General features: G+C 71.7%; 19 protein-coding genes, 1 pseudogene and 1 other annotated feature. Of the genes and pseudogenes, 6 read left to right on the plus strand and 14 right to left on the minus strand.

The annotated features are described in order from the left end of the window. The 4 genes from BGP03_RS32980 to BGP03_RS32995 form a co-directional block, all read right to left on the minus strand. Positions 1-471, minus strand: a 471-nt coding sequence (locus BGP03_RS32980; RefSeq protein WP_299738684.1) for a monovalent cation/H(+) antiporter subunit G, incomplete at its 3' end; no start/stop codon positions are given. Next, positions 462-716 (minus strand): monovalent cation/H+ antiporter complex subunit F, encoded by a 255-nt coding sequence (locus BGP03_RS32985; RefSeq protein WP_296370358.1) that lies wholly within the window; start codon positions 714-716, stop codon positions 462-464. The genes BGP03_RS32980 and BGP03_RS32985, both read right to left, overlap by 10 nt. Beyond that, positions 713-1,060, minus strand: coding sequence for a hypothetical protein (locus BGP03_RS32990; protein ID WP_298796225.1), 348 nt, complete (start codon positions 1,058-1,060; stop codon positions 713-715). The genes BGP03_RS32985 and BGP03_RS32990 overlap by 4 nt, the downstream gene beginning before the upstream one ends. 35 nt (positions 1,061-1,095) lie before the next feature. Further along, positions 1,096-2,342, minus strand: a protein-coding gene (locus BGP03_RS32995) for an IS3 family transposase (protein ID WP_298796222.1) whose coding sequence is annotated in 2 segments (ribosomal slippage) — positions 1,096-2,060 and positions 2,060-2,342 — 1,248 coding nt in all. Because the reading frame shifts where the segments join, the coding sequence is not laid out codon by codon here. Continuing rightward, positions 1,933-2,061: a sequence feature (AL1L pseudoknot), on the minus strand. It overlaps the preceding gene by 129 nt. Positions 2,343-2,691: 349 nt before the next feature. Here BGP03_RS32995 and BGP03_RS33000 point away from each other — a divergent pair. The 3 genes and pseudogenes from BGP03_RS33000 (at position 2,692) to BGP03_RS36170 (ending at position 4,037) form a co-directional block, all read left to right on the plus strand. Continuing rightward, entirely contained in the window at positions 2,692-2,985 is a 294-nt protein-coding gene (locus BGP03_RS33000) for a hypothetical protein (protein ID WP_296370361.1), read from the plus strand. 257 nt (positions 2,986-3,242) lie between these two features. Then, positions 3,243-3,482: pseudogene (locus BGP03_RS36165) on the plus strand (DDE-type integrase/transposase/recombinase); the annotation flags it as partial. A 267-nt stretch (positions 3,483-3,749) separates the two neighbouring features. After that, positions 3,750-4,037: a BMC domain-containing protein gene (locus BGP03_RS36170; protein ID WP_363094951.1), complete on the plus strand. Its 288-nt coding sequence runs from the start codon at positions 3,750-3,752 to the stop codon at positions 4,035-4,037. 9 nt (positions 4,038-4,046) lie between these two features. Here the strand turns inward: BGP03_RS36170 and BGP03_RS33010 are convergent, their stop codons facing one another. The 8 genes from BGP03_RS33010 to BGP03_RS33045 form a co-directional block, all read right to left on the minus strand. Next, positions 4,047-6,215 (minus strand): helix-turn-helix domain-containing protein, encoded by a 2,169-nt coding sequence (locus BGP03_RS33010; RefSeq protein WP_298796220.1) that lies wholly within the window; start codon positions 6,213-6,215, stop codon positions 4,047-4,049. Positions 6,216-6,235: 20 nt separating this feature from the next. Then, positions 6,236-7,222 (minus strand): alcohol dehydrogenase catalytic domain-containing protein, encoded by a 987-nt coding sequence (locus tag BGP03_RS33015; protein ID WP_298796218.1) that lies wholly within the window; start codon positions 7,220-7,222, stop codon positions 6,236-6,238. A gap of 58 nt (positions 7,223-7,280) precedes the next feature. Next, positions 7,281-8,666 (minus strand): malate dehydrogenase, encoded by a 1,386-nt coding sequence (locus tag BGP03_RS33020; protein ID WP_296370368.1) that lies wholly within the window; start codon positions 8,664-8,666, stop codon positions 7,281-7,283. Next, positions 8,663-9,298 carry a BMC domain-containing protein gene (locus BGP03_RS33025; protein ID WP_296370370.1) on the minus strand — a complete coding sequence of 212 codons (636 nt, stop codon included), beginning with the start codon at positions 9,296-9,298 and terminating at the stop codon, positions 8,663-8,665. Before BGP03_RS33025 ends, BGP03_RS33020 begins: the two co-directional genes overlap by 4 nt. Positions 9,299-9,359: 61 nt before the next feature. Next, positions 9,360-10,175, minus strand: a complete 816-nt coding sequence (gene eutJ / locus BGP03_RS33030; RefSeq protein WP_296370372.1) for an ethanolamine utilization protein EutJ — start codon at positions 10,173-10,175, stop codon at positions 9,360-9,362. Beyond that, a complete protein-coding gene (locus BGP03_RS33035; protein ID WP_298796215.1) occupies positions 10,172-11,560 on the minus strand; it encodes an aldehyde dehydrogenase family protein in 1,389 nt (462 codons plus the stop codon). Before BGP03_RS33035 ends, eutJ begins: the two co-directional genes overlap by 4 nt. Before the next feature lie 53 nt (positions 11,561-11,613). After that, a complete protein-coding gene (locus tag BGP03_RS33040) occupies positions 11,614-11,901 on the minus strand; it encodes a BMC domain-containing protein (protein ID WP_296370436.1) in 288 nt (95 codons plus the stop codon). A gap of 86 nt (positions 11,902-11,987) precedes the next feature. Then, positions 11,988-12,281 carry a EutN/CcmL family microcompartment protein gene (locus BGP03_RS33045; RefSeq protein WP_296370376.1) on the minus strand — a complete coding sequence of 98 codons (294 nt, stop codon included), beginning with the start codon at positions 12,279-12,281 and terminating at the stop codon, positions 11,988-11,990. A 174-nt stretch (positions 12,282-12,455) separates the two neighbouring features. Between BGP03_RS33045 and BGP03_RS33050 the strand changes: the two genes are divergently transcribed. Genes BGP03_RS33050 through BGP03_RS33060 form a run of 3 tightly spaced genes read left to right on the plus strand, consistent with a single transcriptional unit; the run spans position 12,456 to position 15,133 of the window. Then, positions 12,456-13,469, plus strand: a complete 1,014-nt coding sequence (locus tag BGP03_RS33050; protein WP_298796213.1) for a hypothetical protein — start codon at positions 12,456-12,458, stop codon at positions 13,467-13,469. A gap of 4 nt (positions 13,470-13,473) precedes the next feature. Beyond that, positions 13,474-14,403 (plus strand): HAD family hydrolase, encoded by a 930-nt coding sequence (locus BGP03_RS33055; protein ID WP_298796211.1) that lies wholly within the window; start codon positions 13,474-13,476, stop codon positions 14,401-14,403. Beyond that, positions 14,396-15,133 (plus strand): tyrosine-protein phosphatase, encoded by a 738-nt coding sequence (locus tag BGP03_RS33060; RefSeq protein ID WP_296370382.1) that lies wholly within the window; start codon positions 14,396-14,398, stop codon positions 15,131-15,133. Before BGP03_RS33055 ends, BGP03_RS33060 begins: the two co-directional genes overlap by 8 nt. A gap of 14 nt (positions 15,134-15,147) precedes the next feature. On the opposite strand, the gene BGP03_RS33065 is transcribed toward BGP03_RS33060, so the two are convergent. After that, a complete protein-coding gene (locus BGP03_RS33065) occupies positions 15,148-17,631 on the minus strand; it encodes a pyruvate, phosphate dikinase (protein WP_298796209.1) in 2,484 nt (827 codons plus the stop codon). Further along, positions 17,628-18,248, minus strand: a complete 621-nt coding sequence (locus BGP03_RS33070) for a hypothetical protein (protein ID WP_296370385.1) — start codon at positions 18,246-18,248, stop codon at positions 17,628-17,630. The genes BGP03_RS33065 and BGP03_RS33070 overlap by 4 nt, the downstream gene beginning before the upstream one ends. Positions 18,249-18,287: the final 39 nt, after the last annotated feature.

The raw sequence follows: 18,287 nt of genomic DNA on the forward strand, positions 1-18,287 counted from the left end.
GTGCCGGTCATCGCTGTGCCGTCCTTCGATGTGCCGTCCTTCGATGTGCCGGCCTTCGATGTGCCGGCCTTCGATGTGCCGGCCTTCGGTGGGCCGGCCTTCGGTGGGCCCGGCTTCACCGGGCCGGTCTTCACCGGGCCGGTCTTCACCGGGCCGGTCGTCCCGGCGCTGGACGTCTTGGCGCTGGTCCCGGGCGCGGACCGCGCGGGCGGTCGCCGTCGTGACAACGGGACCGGTCACGGCCAGGACCAGCACCGTGAACACGTCCTTGAACGCGGAAGTGAACACGGCGGCCTCGACCGCCAACCCCGCTCCGACCAGCACCCCACCCAGCGACGACGCCGGCGCGGCGAAATGCAGCTTCTGGTAGGCGCCCGGCACCACCAGCACCCCGAGACACGACAGAACGATCACTGTCACCCCGGCCACCAGCAGGACCAGCGCAATGATGTGCCGCACGGTCACACCCACCGCTGCAGGAACCGAGCGAACACCAGCGACCCGGCGAACGACAACAACGCCAGCACCAACGCCAGATCAACGTAGCTACTGCGACCGAAGCCCTGGGCCAGCAACAGCAGCACCACCGTGGCGACCACCCCGGCCAGTTCCAACCCGACCAGCCGTTCCAGCGCACCCGAACGCACCGTCACCACCAGACACGGCGCCAGACCCGCCACCGCCAGGACCGTGGCCGCCCACAACCAGGCGTTCACCCGGCCACCCGGTCATCGAGCGGGGAGGACGCCGCCGCACCCAAGTCGTGCAGCACGACCACTCCGGTGTCCGGGTCGACATCCACGACATAGCTGCCCGGGGCGAACGACAGAACCCACCCGCCCAGGGCGCGCCGCGCCGAACCCCGGGCCGCATCCTCACCGCGGGCCAGCCGCAGCTCACGAACGCCGCCCTCCACCGCACCCCGACCGACGACGTGACGCGCCAACAGAACCGTCAGCCGTGCCGTGTCACCCACCACCTGCCACGGCAGCGGACCCAGCCAACCCACCCACCGCCACGCGGGCCGGTACCGGCCCCGCTCGGCCGTGGCCGACCCCACCGTGTCAAGTCCCGGGTTTGGTAGAGGCTCGGTTCTCACGCTCCGGCGGGCTGCCGGGCGAGGTCGGTGTCAGCGTGTAGGGCCTCGTGCTCGACCGGTGGGATCAAGCCAAGCTCGCCATGCAGGCGGCGGTGGTTGTACCAGTCGATGTACTCCGCGACGGCCAGCTCGAGGTCCTCGATCCCACGCCACGGCCCCCGATTCCGAACCAGCTCGGCCTTGAACAGCGAATTGAACGCCTCCGCCATCGCATTATCATAGGAATCGCCGACCGACCCCACAGAGGCGACTGCATCGACTTCGGCAAGCCGTTCTCCGTAGCGCACGGCGACATATTGCACGCCGCGGTCCGAGTGATGTATCAGTTCGGAGAGGTCCGCGCCGGCGCGTTGCCGGGTCCAGATTCCCATATTCAGTGCGTCCAACGCGAGGTCGGTGTAGAGATTGCGCGACAGCTGCCAGCCAACGATCCGCCGCGAGAACACGTCCATGACGAACGCGGCGTACACCCAGCCGGAGAACGTGCGAATGTAGGTGATGTCGGCGACCCACAGCCGGTTCGGCGCCTCCGCGGTGAAGTCGCGGTCGACCAGGTCCGGCCACAGTTCCTGCCCGCTGGTACGTACCGTCGTGCGCGGCGCCCGCAGCCTCGACACCCCGCGCAGGCCGTTGCTGCGCATCAGCCGCTCCACGGTGCAGCGCGCCACCTGACGGCCGTTCACCCCACCCTCGCGACGCAGCTGAGCCCACACTTTCCGGCTGCCGTACACGCCGAAATTCTCTTTATGCACTCGCGCGATCTCCGCTAGGTTCTCGGCATCGGTGACCGTCCGCGCTGAAGGCAGACGTGTTCTCGACGCATGGAAAGTGCTCGGGGCGATCGGAACACCGGCATCCTTCAATACCGCGCAGATCGGCTCGACCCCGAACTCGGTCTTGTTCGCCTCAATATAGTTGAGGACTATCTGCTGGGGCGGTCGAGCTCCGCCGCGAAGAAAGCCGACGCGGACTTGAGAATAGCGTTCGCCCGCCGCAGCTCCCGAACCTCACGTTCGAGCTCCGCGAGGCGGGTCGCATCGTCGGTGGTGGTGCCAGGCCTCGTGCCGTTGTCGATCTCGACCTGCTTCACCCAGCCCCGCAACGTCTCTGGGTTGATCCCCAGCTGCTCACCGATGCGCTTGTAGACGTTCCCGCCGCCGCCGTCCGGGGCGGCCTTCGCGTCGAGCACGAGCCGGATCGCTCGTTCCCGCAGCTCGTCGGGGTACTTCCTCGGGGCGACCATCGGTCGATCATCCTCCAGGCTTGATGGCCTCCATCAAACCCGGGACGAGACACCGCCGCGGTCGCACCGACCGCCGCCGCACCCAGCCCGGTCGCGATCTCCGGCCAGTCGTACTCCGAGACCAAGGTGAAGTAGAAACCGGCCAGTACGGCGAACCAGACCAACCCCTCCCGCATTTTTCGGGCCACCCCGGGAGTGTGCCCAACCCGCCCCGCAGCGACGACACGCCACACCGACGAACACCAACGACAATTTTCTCGACCCGCACCGAACGCTGCAATGAGCTTGCCCCCCTGACGCCGGACACGTCACCTGAGACGGACCCCGTTCGCCAGGGCGGATGTCGTTCGTGCCCGCACCACACCCGTCGGAGTTCCGGCGCCGCGCCATCGAGCTCGCCCGCCTCGACGAGCAACCCATCTCAGCGATCGCGAAAGACCTACGGATCTGCGAATCGTGCCTGCGGAACTGGATGGCCCGGGACGACGCCGATAACGGCAACTCCTCGTCGACGCGGCTGACCAGCGACGAGAAACGCGAGCTGACCGAGCTCCGCAAGGAGAAACGTCGCCTCGAGATCGAGAACGAGATCCTCAAGCGCGCGGCCGCGTACTTCGCCCGGGAGAACGTCCTCCCAAAGTAGTTCCCCGCTGGTCCATGAACTCGCCGACGACGGTTTCGACGTCGCGGTGACCTGCCGGGTCCTGATCGTGCGACGCCAGGGCTATTACGAATGGCGATCCCGGATGAAGTCGGCCCGTGGACAGGAGAACGAGATGCTGCTCAAACACATCGAGACCATCCACGACGAATCTCGCGGAACCTACGGATGGCCGCGACTGCACCGTCCGTGACGTGCATGCCGAGCCCTACACGGACCTGGTCGACCGGGACTCCGTCGTGGACGGACCCGATGAGCTGTGGTGCACCGACATCACAGAGCACCCGACGTTCGAAGGGAAGGTGTACTGCGCGGCCGTTCTCGACGCCTGTTCACGGCGTATCGTGGGATGGTCGATCGACAACAACATGCGCACCGCGCTGGTCGTCGACGCGTTGGGCATGGCGATCACCCGCCGCGCACCGGAGCGGCATTCCGCGATCCTACATTCGGATCACGGGTCGCAGTTCACGTCATGGACATTCGGGCAGCGCCTGTCGACGCCGGCCTCGTCGGATCGATGGGCTCGATCGGCGACTGCTACGACAACTCCAAGCAACGCCATTCCAGCATCGGAATGCTCTCGCCTGCGGACCACGAAGCAGCCCACACTCTCCGCCACGGACAACGACCGTGCCGCCTGTTGTCCCGCATGGACAGTAGGTGAGGTGCCGAGTCGCACTAGCGTGCAGGGCAGTTCGTGCCGCACCGGATCGCCGGTGCCGCCCCAGGACGAGGAGATCGCCGTGGCCGGTGCCGTGGGTTTCATCGAGACGAAGGGTCTGGTCGGGGCGGTCGAGGCCGCCGACGCGATGGTGAAGGCGGCGAACGTCGAGATCGAGGGCTATCGCACAATGCGCAACGGGCAGGTCTCGATCGTCGTCCGTGGGGATGTCGGCGCGGTCCAGGCTGCGGTCGCTGCAGGTCGAGCCGCCGCGGAGCGGGTGGGCGAGCTGTACACCAGCCACGTGATCCCCCGACCGCACGGCGAGACCGAGGGCGTCATCGGCGAAGCGATCACCCCGACGTCCTGATCGCGCCGGTCAGCCGATCTCGTCGGTCGCGGTCTGGTTGACCTGCAGCAGCCGCAACGCGAAGTCGGCGCGCATGCGGTCCTCGTGACGGCTCAGGTCGAGGCCGGTGAGCTGGCGGATGCGTTCCAACCGGTACCGCAGGGTCTTGTGGTGGACGAACAGCCGCTCCGCCGCGACCCGCTGTGAGCAGTCGGACTCGAAGAACACCCGCAAGGTCCGGATCAGCGCCCCGTCGTTGTCCCGGTCGTAGGCGACGAGCGGGCCGGTGACCTCGTCGATGAACGTCTGCAGGTCCGGGTCGTTGCCGTTGCCGAGCAGCAGCCGCACGATGCCGAGCTCCTCGTAGAGGAAGACGTTCTGTCCACCCAGGCGCCGCGCCGCCGACAGTGCGGTGCGAGCCTCGTTGAGCGCGCTCGGCAGCTCGATGACGTCGTGGTGCTCGCGGCTCACGCCCCAGGTGAGCCTCAGGCCGGGGTGGTGAACGTTGACGGCCGTGGAGAACGACGCCACCAGATCCTTGGCCACTGACCGGTCGAGGTCCGCGGCCACCGCCACCAGCAGGTCCCCCCTCAGACTCGCCAGGGTCAGACCACGCCCGTCGGCGGGCACGCGGACCGTGCGGAGCACGTCACGGCGGACCCGGTCGATCTGCGAGGTGTCCCACCCCTCCTGCGCGCCCAGCTCCTCCACGTTCTCGATCTGGCCGTGGATGACGCGCAGCGCCCCGGTCAGGTTGATGTTCAGCTGCTGAGCGCGGGCGCGGGCGGCGAGCCGGTGCTCCACCGGGCCCTGCAGGAGATCCCACAGAACCTGCTCGATCGCCTCGGACCGGGCACGGCTCGCGGCTCGCTGCCGGAGCAGGGCCAGCGAGCACGCCATCGCCACCTGCCCGGCGACGGCGTCCATCATCTCCGCGGACTGCCGCCCCTGGACCAGCAGGACCCGACCGACCTGGTCCCCGTCGGCGTAGACGGGGCGGATCCACCGCTTCACGTCCCGGTTGCGGTTGCGGCCACCGCCCGTTCCGGGGGGCAGAGCGGCTGGCAGCGACCCGACGACCTGCGACCCGGTGTGCGACGCGAGCATGGCGCCGTCCGGGCCGTAGACCCCGACCTCGCAGTCGAGGTCGACAGCCACCGTCCGGGCGATCGCCGGGAGGCCGCCGCCCTCGATCACCGTGGTCAGCAGCGTCTGCTGCAGTCCCGACGAGCGGTCCAGCACCGCGACCTGGTGCTGCAGGGCGTCGCGGGCACGTTCGGTCTCCGCGGTGGACGCCGCCTGCTCGTCGTGGAGGCGGGCGTTGTCGATAGCGATGGTGGCGATGTCGGCGAGGGTGACCATCCGGCGGATGTCGTGCTCGGTGAAGACCGACCGGCGGCGGCGCCAGACCTCGAGTACCCCGATGAACTCGCCCTGCAGCCGCAGCGGCACGGCAAGCGCCGACCGGGTCTCCTCGCGCTCGGCCAGCGACATGAAGTCCTGGCTGATGGTCTCGTCGTCGAGGTAGGAGTCGACCTTGGCCGGCTCACCGGTGAGGAACACCAGGCCGGCGACGCCCTGTCCGCGGCGCATCTGCAGGCGCGCGGTCTGCGCGACCCGGTTGCCGACGCACGAGCGCATGCGGACGACGTCGCCCTCGCGCAGCATCACCCCGCAGATGTCGGCGTCGAGCAGGCCCAGGATGCGCTCCGCGATGGACAGCAGCAGCCGGTCGACGTCGCGCACGGACAGCAGCTGACGGACGACGTCGCGGATCACCTCGGCCTCGGCGCCGGCGGCACCGATCTCCTCCGACGACGTCGCCTGCCGCAGCAGCAGCGACAGCCACGCACACGCCTGCCGCAGGAGGTGGATCCACTCCGGTTCCCACCGGACGGAGGGGTCCCAGCAGACGGCCACGGTGCCGCCGTCGGCCGCGAGCATCCCGGGGCGGTCGCGGCAGCTGCCGTTGGTGAGGCCGATCTGCGGCAGGCCGGCGACGCCGGTGCCGGGCCCAGCCAGCCCGATCCAACGCTCCCCCGTCCAGGCCGCGACCGTGACGGGGGTGCCGGTCAGCAGCGACGCGCGGCCCGCGAGATCGCCGGCCGCCCCGTCGACATCGGTGGGCAGGGTCTCGAGGAGGTCGGCCAGGCTGGCACGCTCGGCCCGCAGGTCGAGCCGGGTCGGCAGCGGAGACATGTAACCCACCTCCGCCGGCGTCATAGCGCGATCAGGGACTTGAGCGTACGTCTCTGGGCCATCCGCCGATACGCGTCAGGGACGCCGTCGAGGCCGACCGTCTCCGAGGCGACGACGGTCGGGTCGACCGCACCGGAACGCAGCAGGCCAACCAGCGCGTCGCCGTCGCGCATCACGTCGCCGATGGCGAACCGCAACGTCAGCTCGTCGGCGAACGCCGCGGCGACCGGCAACGGCCAGGGCGGATCCGCGTGCACGCCCACGGAGACGATCGTGCCGCGGCGCCGGACCAGCGCGAACGCGGTCTCCAGGCCGCGCGGACCCCCGATCGCGTCGATCACCGCGTCGGCACCGCGGCCGTCGGTCACCTCGTCGACGAGCTGCCGGGTCCCGTCGGGGACAGAGCCCAGCGCACCCTGGCGCACCGCCAGCTCACGCCGCTCGTCGACGGGTTCGACCACGACCACGATCCCGGCGCCGCACGCCTGCGCGGCCAGGCTGGTCAGCTGCCCGACCGGCCCGCCGCCGATCACGACGACCGTGTCCCCGGGCGTCAGCCCGCAGCGCCGGACCGCAGCGTAGCCGGTGGCCAGGGTGTCGCCGAGGAACACCGCGGCGTCGAGGTCGACGTCAGCGGGCACCGGGCGCAGCACGGTGTCGGCGAACGGCACCCGGACCAGCTCCGCCTGCGCGCCGGCCAGTGCCGGGCCGAACGCGGCGCCGGTGCCGAAGAAGCGCCGGTCGGCACACTCCCAGTGGTCCCCCCGCCGGCACCACCAGCACCGGCCGCAGGCGGTGAAGTCGGCGCCGACCACCCGGTCGCCGACCCGGTGACCCGTGACCGCGGGCCCCACCTCGACGACGTCCCCGGCGAACTCGTGCCCGAGGACGGTGCCGCGGGGCACGTGCTCGGCGTGGGCGACGGTGTGCAGGTCGGTGCCGCAGACGGCAGCTCGGCGGACCCGCACCACGGCGTCGCCGGGGTCGGCGATCGCGGGGTCGGTCACCGACTCCACGCTCACCTCACCGTTACCTACGAAGACGACGGCCCTCATCCTGGCGCGCTCATCCTGCTGCTGCCGCAGCGAGCTGCCCGAGCCGTTCGCGGATGCGGTCGGCGGCCTCACGCAGGGCGGCGAGCTCGTCCGGGAGCAGGTCCAGCTCGACGATCTCGCGGACCCCGCCGCGGCCGAGCCGGGCCGGGAGGCCCACGTAGACGTCGCGGATGCCGTAGCTGCCGTCGGCCAGCACGGCCGCGGGCATGACCTCGCCGGTGTCGGCGGCCATCGCCAGCACCATCCGCGCCGCCGACATCCCGGGCGCCATGAACGCGCTGCCGGATTTCAGCAGGCCCACGACCTCGGCGCCCGATCCGCGAGCGCGGTTCACGACGGCGTCGATCGCGGGACCCGGGCTCAGCGGGCGGCCGTCGGCGGTGGCCTGCGAGAGCGGGATGACCATCTCCTCTCCGTGGCTGCCCAGCGCCCACGCTGTGATGCGGTCCGCACGGGCGGGCCCGTCCAGCGACGCGAGGGCCTGGAACCGCGCCGTGTCGAGTACCCCGGCCATGCCCAGCACCCGTTCCGCGGGGAAACCGGACGCCTGCCAGGCGTGCTGCGTCATCTCGTCGAGCGGGTTGGTGACCACCACGATCACCGCCTGCGGCGAGGTGGCGGCCACCCGTTTCGCGACGTCGCCGACGATGGCGGCGTTCGTGCTGATCAGATCGGACCGGCTCATCCCCGGCCGGCGGGCCCGCCCCGCGGTGATGATCACGTAGTCGGCGGGTCCGGCGGCCTCGACCGAGCCCACTCCCCGCACCCGGGTGGCGAAGCCGCTCAGCGCCGCGGTGTGGGTGAGGTCCAGTGCGATGCCCGCGGCCCGGCCCTCGTCGATGTCGACGAGCACGACCTCCTCGAACGCGTCGGTGTCGGCCAGGCGCATGCCGGCGATCATGCCGACGTTCCCGGCCCCGACGACCACGACCCGACCGGTGCCCCGGGCGGCTCCTCCACCGGGGCGGACCGCGGCCGGCAGCGGGGCCCCGCGCCGGAACAGTGCGCCCGACGGCGGGCGGACGGGAGGCGGCGCCGGCTCGGGCCGCGCCCGGACGGCGGCCCGGCTCGGTGTCGGGCCGGCCGGGGACGGCGTGGGCGGCGCGACCGCGGGGCGGCGTGCGGCGGTGGTCGACGACGACGGGTGCGCCGGCAGGGCCGGCTGGGGCACCGAGGAGCTCGGCCGTGGGACCGGTGAGGAGGGGTACTGCGCTGACGACGAGTGCCGGCGGTCGCCGTCGACGGCGGCCGCGGTGCCCGGGGTGGCGAAGATGATCTGGACACCCAGCTCCCGGGCCCGTTCCCGCGCGAGCGGCGTCACGACGTCCTTGGCGCCCACCTGCAGGACGCCGCTCCGCTCTGCGGCGTCGACGTCGGCCGCCCCGAACACGGTCATCGCTTGTCCTCCCGCCCGTGCATCCCCTCGAGCGCCGCGACGGCGGCGTCGCGGGCGCTCTGGACGTCGCTCTCGGTGCCGGAGAGGAACATCCGGCCGAACCGGCCGACCGCGCGCAGCTCGATGACGGTGATGTCCGCGGCCTTCTCCGCCTCGTTCGCGGCGATCGCGATGTAGGCGGCCGGGGCCACCTCCATGACGAACAGGCTCATCCCGGGCATCATCATCGAGCCCTTGCGCCACTTGTTGAGCAGCTGCGCCTGGTAGGGGTGCACGTTGGTGATGAACTGGGTGGACGCGATCACGGGCTTGATCCGGTCCGCCTCGGTCATCCCCAGCTCGTCGAGCACGGCCTGCCCGGCGGCGAGCACCTCCGCCTGCTGCTCGGAGTGGATCTCCAGCAACCCGAACTCGCGCTCGATGATCTGCAGGGCGGGCCGCACACCCGCGGCCTTCAGCGCGATGTCGGCGGCCCGGAAGACCTCGTTGCCCGGGGCCATCTCGATGTAGAGCTCCGCCATTCCGGCCAGCGGGACGTCGCCGGGGCTGGTGGCGGCGATGTGGGCGGCGCACTGCGGTTGCATGCGGTCGACGTAGGCGTAGGTGCGCAACGTGGGAACCGGGCGGGTCATGCCGAGTGCTCCCGAACAGGGGTCGCGGCCGGAACACGGGCCGTGATGGTGGTCGGCGCATTCATACTGCGGACCTCGCGATCCCGATCGGGGTGATCAGCAGGGCGTGCGGATAGGTCACGACGGTGCGCTCCAGGTACTTGGCCAGCACGTCCCCCGCGCCGGCGATCATCAGGGCTCCGCCCGCGAGGTGCAGGGGCAGCTCCTCCGCGTCGTGGGTCATCGCCCGCACCGACTCGGCGATGCGCTGGAGACCGGGGACGAGGATGGGCAACGACTCCTGCTGGTGCTCGCGCTTGTGCCCCTCCGCCTCCTCCAGCGGGAGACCGAGCGCTCCGGCGAGGACGAGGTCGAGGTGGTGCCCGCCGCCAGCGCGGTCGTCGAGCTCGGCGAGCCGACCGGCGCGGAACACGCCGACGCCCGTGGAACCGCCGCCGACGTCGACCACCACGCCGTCGCTCACCTGCAGGGTGCGCTGTGCGGCGGTGATTTCGTCGACGAGCACGACGTCGGCGAACCCGGCCGACTCGCACACGTAGGTGCAGGCGCGGGCGTCCTTCACCGGGATGCACGGCGGGTGGGCCGTGGCCGCGGACTCCAGCGTCCGACCCATCGCCTCCTCGGCGCGGGTCTTGAGCAGCCGCACGGTGGACACGGCCTTCGCGAAGTCCACGACCACCCCGTCACGCAGGGCGCCCGACGGGTGGCTGTCGACCCAGACCGGCTGGTCCGCGTCGTCGAGCACCACGAGCACGCAGCTCGCCGTGCCGAGGTCGACCCCCACCCGCAACGGCCCGGACGGCGACCGGTCGGGCCCGGTCCCGACGAGCGCCGCCGCCGCGTCCAGCAGCCGGCGCGGGTCGCCCGCCGCCGTCACAGCTCCACCGGGTCGTAGACGGTGCGCCACGGCCGCACCTCGTGCGCGATCCGCTTGATGTTGATCAGGTGCAGCGGGGTGACGTTGTCGGAGCAGATCGAGCCGCTCCAGGTGCCCGTGCCGAGCTGGAAGGACGGGTCGACGTCGGTCGAGTACCCCATCCCGCCGAACAGCGCCGGGGTGTTGATCACGATTCGGCCGGCCGGGAGCCTGCCGAACGGCGCGATCTCGGCCGGATCGGACGCGTGGACGGCGCAGGTGTGTCCCTCGCCGTCGAGCGCGAGGATCTCCCGGCACCGTTTCCACCCCGCCTCAGCATCCATCACGCGGTACACCGATAGGACCGGCCCGAGGATCTCCCTCGACAAGGGGGTGTCCACGCCGACGGTCTCGAGTTCGGCGGCGAGTACCCGCGTCTCCTCCGGGACGGAGAAGCCGCTGAGATTGGCCAGGTCAGCCGCCGTCTGCCCGACGGAGCCCGGGCGAAGCGCACCACGGTCGTCGAACAGGACCCGAACGAGCTGCTTCTGCTGGGCCTTGCTCAACCAGAATGCCCCCCGCTGCTCGAAAGCGGTCAGGAAGGCCGGTGCGACGGCGTCGACCACGACGACCGACTGCTCTGCGACGCAGGCCGTGCCGTTGTCGAACGACTTCGAGGTGATGATCATCTCCGCGGCCTCGGCCGCGTCCGGGACGCTGGCTCCGACATACGCCGGGACGTTGCCCGCCCCGACGGCGATGGTCGGCTTCCCGCTGGAGTAGGCGGCCCGCACCATGCCGGGTCCGCCCGTGGCCATCACGAGCGCGATCTCCGGGCGGCGCATCAGCTCCTGTGTCGCGGGCAGGGTCGGATTCTCGATGCACGAGATCAGACCCGTGGGTGCACCCGCGGCGACCGCGGCCTCGGCCATGATCTCGGCCGTCCGCAACGTGCACCGGGCCGCGCGCGGGTGCGGGGCGTGCACGATGGCGTTGCCGGACTTCACCGCTGCGAGGCTCTTGAACAGCGTCGTCGAGGTCGGGTTGGTGACCGGGATGATCCCGGCGATCACGCCCATCGGCGTGCCGACGGCCGTCACACGGGCCTGCTCGTCCACCCACAGCACACCGACCGCGCGACGCTCCAGCATCCACTTCGCCACGAAGCCCGTGTTGTAGCGGTTCTTGTAGATCTTGTGCTCGTAGACGCCGTAACCGGTCTCGTCGACAGCGAGGCGGGCGAGTTCCTCGGCGGCCTTCGTCCCGGCGACCGCCATCGCACGCACGTAGTGGTCGAGGGTCGCCTGGTCGGCTCCCTCCAGCTCGTCGAACGCCCGACGGGCCGCCCGGGCCTTCGCCCGGACATCGGCCAGACCGGCCAGATCGGCGTCCAGAGACGCGGTCATCTCCACATCACCATCTCCACACCTCGGCTACTCGGTCGGGCGGTGCCGCCTCGTCAGCCCTTCGGACGGGTCAGGATCGCGAGAATGCCCTCGGTCTCGTCGTGCGGACGCGGGATGACGTGGACCGAGACGACCTCGCCCGCCTTGCCCGCGGCGACCGCACCGGCGTCGGTCGCGGCCTTCACCGCGCCCACGTCACCGCGCACCATGACGGTGACGAGGCCGCCACCGATCTCGCGGTGGCCGACGATCTGCACGTTCGCCGCCTTGACCATCGCGTCGGCCGCCTCGATCGCACCGACCAGGCCCTTCGTCTCGATCAGTCCGAGTGCCCCGCGCATTGCGGGCACTCCGGTGCCACCGGCCGCTGTCGGCGCCATGTCGTCCTCCGTGGGTGTCGTGTCGGGTCCTGACATTTCGGGCCCTGTCATGTCTTGCGGTAGGTGACGGTTCCGGCCCTGATGACCGAGTCGGCGATGGCGACCACGGCGCGGTCCGTCGGTGCGTCGGCACCGGCGGCGACCCGTGCCGCCCCACCCGATGCCACCAGGACGATCTCTCCCACGCCGGCGCCGACGAGATCGACGGCGACGTAGGCAGGGCCGCTGACCCGTTCCGGGTCGGCGCCGGTGGCGTCCTGCAGCAGGAGGAGGGTGAACCGCCCGAGGCCTGGTTCCTTGACCGTCGCGACGACCTGACCCAGCACTTTGGCCAGCTGCATACCCGGGTCACCTCCGTTGGTCGGCCTGCGGCGGACAGTAGGGCGGCCGTTCGGCGCCTGGCCCTATCCCGACGGGACAACGTCCCGCGGACCTCTTGTCCAGGGCCGCACTGGATCGGCCCGACCCCGCCCAGCACTCTGGTGACCCTGCCCCGATGCAAGGAGGGTTCACCGGTGATCCGTCCCGAGGACGCACAGTTCCACCCGCCCACCAGCGACGACCCGCTGTGGGCGGAGACCAACTACTTCGGCCTCTACGCCGGCCAGGACACGGCCACCCCGCTCAACATCGGGGTGTACGGCCTGTTCCGCGAGCCCCTGGGCGCCGTCGGCTCCACGGTGTCGGTGAACAGCCGCCGCGTGACGATGCCGTGGGCGGCCGACTACTGGGACGCGTGGGAGCACCTGGTGGTCCCCCAGCCGTCGAACCTGCTGGACTACGAGCTCGCCAACGGGCTGAAGGTGGTCTGCTCGGAGCCGAACAAGGTCTGGGACGTCGACTACTCCGACCCGGCGGCCGAGCTGGAGCTGCACTTCCGCTTCACCGGGCTGATGGACCCCTACGACATCAACGACCCTGCCCAGGACCCCATGGCCGCCGCCAAGACTCACGCTGACAAGGATTGGGACCTCACCTGGGGCCACGCCTACGCCGGCCACTTCGACCTCACAGGGCAGGTCGAGGGCGAGATCTCGCTGCGCGGCGCCACCACGCCGATCGACTGCGTCTCCACCATGGACCACAGCTGGGGCGTCCGGGCCGAGCGGCAGACGTCGCGGCTGAGCTGGATGCACGCGCACTTCTCGAAGGACCTCGCGGTGCACGCACTGTTCGACTTCGGGACCGACGCCGGGCCCGACGCGCCGTCGCCGTTGACGATGACGCACGGCTACGTGCTCGAGAACGGCAAGGTGCAGGGCCTCAAGGGCGGCGGCGGCACCACCTGGCGCACGGGCTTCTACCCGGAGGCCATCCAGCTCTCGGTGACCGACTCCTCGGACCGCACCTGGGAGCTCGAGGGCACCGCGCTCACGACGTTCCCCTGGCAGGCCTGGCCCGGCACGGTCGGCCACAACTCGCTGCACCGCTGGACCTGCAACGGCATGACCGGATACGGCGAGTGCATGGACTTCATCGGGCTCGGCGAGCTGGGCGCGGCCTACAACCGGGTCCTCGGCACGAGGTGACGCCGTGAGCACCCCGCCGGTGCGCGCGGTGATCTTCGACCTGGACGGCACGCTGGTCCAGACCCGCATCGCGTCGTGGGAGATCTTCGAGCAGATCAGCAAGCGCTTCGAGCTGGGTGTCGACCGGCCCGAGCAGTACTTCGACCTGTTCCGCGGCAACGTCTTCGAGTCGATCCGCAGCCTGTGCCGCGACGACGCGCACGCCGCGCAGGCGAAGGAGGCGTTCCTGGAGCTGCTGCGCAACGAGTACACGCCGCCGCTGGTCCCCGGGGTCTCCGACGTCGTGCGCCGGCTCGCGAGCGACTGCACGCTCGCCGTGATGTCGTCCAACGCGATGCAGGTGCTGCGCCGCGTGCTCGTGACCAACGACCTCGCCTTCTGCTTCGCCCACGTCTTCGGCGGGGACGTGGCGCCGGACAAGCGCGCGGCGATCGCGGCGTTCCTGGCCGACTCGGGGAGCGGTTTCGGCCGCCGCTGCTCGGCCGACTACGACGAGGGCGGACGGCGCCAGGATCCCGACCGGTCCAGCACCGTGCTGGTCACCGACACCGCGGGCGACGTACGCGACGCCCTCGCGGCGGGGATCCGGGTGGTCGGCGTCGCCTGGGGCATGCACTCGGTGGAGGAGCTGACCGCGGCGGGCGCGGAGTTCGTCGCGCTGTGGCCGCAGGAGATCGCAGCCCACCTGCTGGGGGACGCCGCGGCGCGTCCACCGGAGGGAGCCTGCGCGATCCCGGCGCCCGTCCCGGCCACGGCCGGCGAGGACACGGCCGGGCAGGTCCGCGCGGCCGCCGCCGCCCGGCGGGCCCGGCGCACGGGCTCCGTCGACGCGCCGGTCACCGCCCCGACGCGCTCGACGTCCCCGGCCGGCCGGACCGGGAGCTCGGACGACGAGCTCCTGGCCGCGATCCGCGTGGTGTGTCGACGTGGCTGACGCACGGAGACGCACCGTCGAGGGCGCGTTCAACTTCCGGGACCTCGGCGGTCTGCGCACCCGGGACGGCAGGTCGATCCGCCCGGGTGTCCTGTTCCGGAGCGACACCCTCCAGGCGCTGAGCCCGGCCGACGTGTCCTACCTCGTCGACGAGCTGGCGCTGGAGCTGATCATCGACCTGCGCATCGGGCCCGAGGCTGTCACAGAAGGGCGGGGCCCGATGGCCGCGACGCCCGTGAGCTACCTCAACGCGCCCCTGCGCGACCTGCCGGTCTCCGACCTGCCCCCGGCCGAACAGAGCCTGCACTTCTACCTGGAGCACCTCGCCTCGCCCGCCTCCCCGCTGGTCACGGTGATCCGGGTGGTGGGTGCGCTCGCCGGACGGCCCGTTCTCGTGCACTGCGCGGCGGGCAAGGACCGCACCGGGCTCGTCACCGCGATGCTGCTACGGCTCGTGGGCGTCGACGACGAAGAGATCGTCGCCGACTACCTGCGCACCGGGCTGAACATGCCGCGCGTGATCGAGCGGTTCCGCGGCTGGCCGCGCTACCGCGACCACATGGCCGCGGTCCCCGCCGAGGTGTACCAGGCCCTCGAGCACACCATTCGCGGGTTCCTCGCCGGCCTGGACCGGTCCCACGGTGGCGCGGAGGCCTGGGCCCGCTCGCGCGGCATCGACGACGGGGTCCTGGACCGCCTGCGCGAGGGCCTGCTGCACGACAGGCCCTGATCGCGCAGCGGTCCTCAGGCGCCGGCGTCGAGCGCTGCCTTGCCCAGGGCCAGGACGACCGGGCGGATCTCCGCCGCGTCGACGGCAAAGCGCCGGAACCCCAGCACGTGCAGCTGCGCAGCCGCTTCCTGCGAGACCGCGCCGGACAGTCGCATCCCGACCCGGCAGCCCGGCCGGATCGCCGCGTCGGCGGCGTGTCCGAGCAGCGTCTCGACGGACGGGTCGATCGTCGAACGCGGGTCACAGGAGAGCAGCCCGCGCTGCAGGTAGTCGTCGAGGGGCTCGGCCGTGAGCAGCTGGCGGGCGGGCAGCCCGAACATCGCGGCCTGAACCGCGCGCACCTCCAGCCACACGACGTCCACGGCCTCGGCGATCCCGCTCGCGCCGATCACGCCGCGGGGGCTGGTGAGGTAGGCGCCGACCTCGATCCCCGTGCCCTCCCCGAGGTCCCGCAGCGCACGGGCCTCGCCAGGGTCGGACACGTGGCGGAGCGCGAGGTGCACCGACGCCCGCCCGCCGGAGTCCCGCAGCGCCCGGGCGAGCCCGTCGAGCTGGGCCTCGATCAGCGCCGGGCGGCCCAGCGGGACCGACAGCTCCGGATGCCGGGTCGTCACCGCGGTCTGCTGGAGCAGCTCGCGTGCCTCGTCGGCGACCAGGTCGATCGCCCGCACCCCCACCTCGAGATCCCCCGCCGCGGTGAGCAGCGGGGTGAACTCGGCGGCCACGAGATCGGCGATGGCACCGATCCCCGCATCCCCCAGCAGGCCGCTGACCAGCCCGTCGATGTGCCCGGTGGCGGCGAGGACGTCGTCGACGGCGGTGACGAGGCCTGTGGCCCCGGCCTCCCGCGCGGCCTCGACGTCACCGGGCAGGGTGACCCGGCTCAGCACCTCACATCCGCTGGCTCCGGCCGCGACGCCCAGCAGCGCGGCCAGTGCGCCCGTGGCCGCCGCCGGCGTGGAGGTGGTGAACCGTCCGGTGAACAGCTCGCCCGACGAGCCGTCCAGGGAGACCTCGTCCCCCTCGCGGAGCGTCCGGTCCCCCACGCTCAGCGTGCGCTCGGCCTCGTCCACCCGGATCTCCGACGCCCCCACCACGCACGTGGTGCCGAGCGCCCGCGCGACCACCGCGGCGTGGCTCGTCGAGCCGCCGGTGGCGGTGACGATGCCCTGGGAGGCGATCATCCCGTGCAGGTCGGCCGGGCTGGTGACCGGACGGGCCAGGATCACCTGGCGCCCGTCGTCCGCCGCGGCCCTGGCCCGGTCGGAGTCCAGGACGAGGGTGCCGCTGACCTGGCCCGGGCACGCCCCGATGCCGGTGGTGAGCAGCCGGTCCCCGGCCCGGGCCTGCTCGACCTCGCCGTCGTCGAAGCCCGGGCGCTGCACCTGCCGGATCTGTGCGGGCGAGACGTGCCGCAGGGCCGTGGCCAGGTCGACATGCCCCTCGGACGCGAAGTCGGCCGCGATCCGCACGGCGGCCTCCGCCGTGCGCTTCGCGCTGCGGACCTGCAGGAAGTAGAGGTCGGAACGCTCGACGGTGAACTCGATGTCGAGCACGTCGCCCTGGCTGCGCTCCAGCTCGGCGCACGTGGCGCGGAGCTCCTCGAGTACGGCGGGCGCGAGTGCCTCCGTCACCGGGTCCGGGGTCCGGGTGCCGGCGACGACGTCCTCGCCCTGGCTGTGGGCCAGGTACTCGCCGAACAGGCCCGGCTCCCCCGTCACCGGGTTCCGGGTGAACACCACGCCGGACCCGGAGTCGGCCGACAGGTTGCCGAACACCATCGACTGCACGACCACGGCGGTGCCGAGGTCGTGCGGGATCTTGTGGTGGTCGCGATACGTGCGGGCCCGACGGGTGTTCCATGAGCTGAAGACGGCCTCGATCGCGCCGAGCAGCTGAGCCCGCGGGTCGTCGGGGACCGAGTCGCCCGTGTCGTCGGCGAGCGCCTGCTCGCAGGCGGCCCAGATGCGGTCGTACACCGGGCCGGCAGCCTCGGCCGGGTCGACCGCCTCGACCAGCGCGTCGATGCCCTCGCCGGGATCCAACGCGCCCAGGACCGTCTCGGAGTACATCGCGTGGAAGCGCGCGACGAGGTCGGCCACGAACCGGGCGTCGCCGGTCGCCTCGGCCAGCGCGACCGCCGCCGCGCGGTCCAGGCCGAGGTTGAGGATCGTGTCCATCATCCCCGGCATGGAGATCGGCGCGCCCGAGCGCACCGACAGCAGCAGCGGTAGCGGGCCCCCCACCCCCCCGACACCGCCAAACGCCTTGCCCGAGGCGCGCTCGAGCTCGGTGAGCCGGGAGAAGACCTCGTCGACGAAACCGGCCGGTACTGCCTTCTCGGCCAGGTAGCTGCGGCAGGCGTCGGTGCCGATGACGTAGCCGGGCGGCACCCGCAGGCCCTGCTGGGTCATCCGCGCCAGACCGGCGCCCTTGCCGCCGAGCCGGTCGACGTCGGAGGGGTCGGCCTCGGTGAAGGTCAGCGTGAAGCCGGTCATTCGGTGCGTTCCCGGCCGAGGGTGCGCAGCAGGTCCTCGTGGAACTCGAACCAGACGTTGTGCACGGAGTCCTTCGTCGGCGAGGAGACGAGGTCGTGCTGGCCTGCGTCGATCAGCTCCATGGCGGCGGCGAACCGGCGCGGGTAGCCGGCGAACCGCGCGTCGTGCCCGGCGAGGGCGTCGAGCAGCGGGCCGAGCCGGGCGATGAGCTTGTCGAGCCGCGTGATGACCTTGTCGTCGTACTCGGAGTCGCTGTGGTCGTTGGCGACCTTCCGGCCGCCGACGTCGATCTGCTGCCACGACGACATCGTGGTCAGGAACTGGGCGTTGACGGTCTCGAACCTGTCCACCAGCTCGATGAGGTCCGCGTCGCCTCGCAGGTCGGCGTAGTAGACGGCGGCCGCCGCGGCCAGCGCCGGCTCGGCCTCGTTGGTGGGCAGGGCGGCGTCACCGGCGACGACCACCAGTCCCTGCTCGGACAGGCCGGTCAGTACGGTCGTCACGTCGTCGGCGGCGAGGCCGGTGTCGGTGACGATCGTCGGCGCGGACGCCATCTTCTTCAGCGCGACGACGTTGAGGACGTCGTAGTCGGTCTTGTCCAGAACCGGGGCGGTCATCGGTGGGTCCTCCGCAGTCACGAGGCAGCACAGGGGACC

It is taken from the genome of Pseudonocardia sp. 73-21 (genome assembly GCF_001899645.1).
Lineage (GTDB): Bacteria > Actinomycetota > Actinomycetes > Mycobacteriales > Pseudonocardiaceae > Pseudonocardia.

Excerpts from the sequence above, each read along its gene's own strand:
- BGP03_RS33010 (WP_298796220.1), bottom strand. The coding sequence starts at position 6,215 with ATGTCTCCGCTGCCGACCCGGCTCGACCTGCGGGCCGAGCGTGCCAGC.
- BGP03_RS33020 (WP_296370368.1), bottom strand. The coding sequence starts at position 8,666 with ATGACCGTGTTCGGGGCGGCCGACGTCGACGCCGCAGAGCGGAGCGGC.
- BGP03_RS33025 (WP_296370370.1), bottom strand. The coding sequence starts at position 9,298 with ATGACCCGCCCGGTTCCCACGTTGCGCACCTACGCCTACGTCGACCGC.
- BGP03_RS33035 (WP_298796215.1), bottom strand. The coding sequence starts at position 11,560 with ATGACCGCGTCTCTGGACGCCGATCTGGCCGGTCTGGCCGATGTCCGG.
- BGP03_RS33040 (WP_296370436.1), bottom strand. The coding sequence starts at position 11,901 with ATGCGCGGGGCACTCGGACTGATCGAGACGAAGGGCCTGGTCGGTGCG.
- BGP03_RS33045 (WP_296370376.1), bottom strand. The coding sequence starts at position 12,281 with ATGCAGCTGGCCAAAGTGCTGGGTCAGGTCGTCGCGACGGTCAAGGAA.
- BGP03_RS33065 (WP_298796209.1), bottom strand. The coding sequence starts at position 17,631 with ATGACCGGCTTCACGCTGACCTTCACCGAGGCCGACCCCTCCGACGTC.
- BGP03_RS33070 (WP_296370385.1), bottom strand. The coding sequence starts at position 18,248 with ATGACCGCCCCGGTTCTGGACAAGACCGACTACGACGTCCTCAACGTC.